This is a genomic window from Pseudonocardia sp. EV170527-09 (assembly GCF_008369905.1).
Classification (GTDB): domain Bacteria; phylum Actinomycetota; class Actinomycetes; order Mycobacteriales; family Pseudonocardiaceae; genus Pseudonocardia.
Genome location: NZ_VRMC01000386.1, coordinates 1 through 322, shown reverse-complemented (window position 1 = coordinate 322; position 322 = coordinate 1). Strand labels below are relative to the sequence as shown.

1 protein-coding gene is annotated in these 322 nt (G+C 69.3%); it reads right to left on the bottom strand.

The genetic code is table 11. From position 1 onward, the window contains the following. The coding region (locus tag FVA95_RS29575; protein WP_149666964.1) for a hypothetical protein at positions 1–275 on the bottom strand (275 nt) is incomplete at its 3' end. Positions 276–322 lie beyond the last annotated feature (47 nt).

Genomic DNA, 322 nt, shown 5'->3' with positions numbered 1-322 from the left:
GCGTCGAACTCCGTCTCCCCCATCGCCTCCCGCAGGACCGCCACTGACGCCTCATAGCCCGCCTGGTGGATCAGGAAGCGTCCGACGCCCAGCGTGTCCCGGATGGACACCGCGGCGCCGTAGAGCCGCGCTGCTTCCCGGCGGTCACCGGAGAGCGCCGCCAGGCATTCGAAGATCTCCGCAACCCCGGCCGCGGCCCCGATTTCGACGGCAAGGGCGAGTGCGGCGTGAGCGTCACGTGACGCTTGGACGGGTTGGTCCTGGGCCATCGCCACGCGGCTCCTGGTAATGCGTGCAACCATCAGATGCCAGCCGACATTCG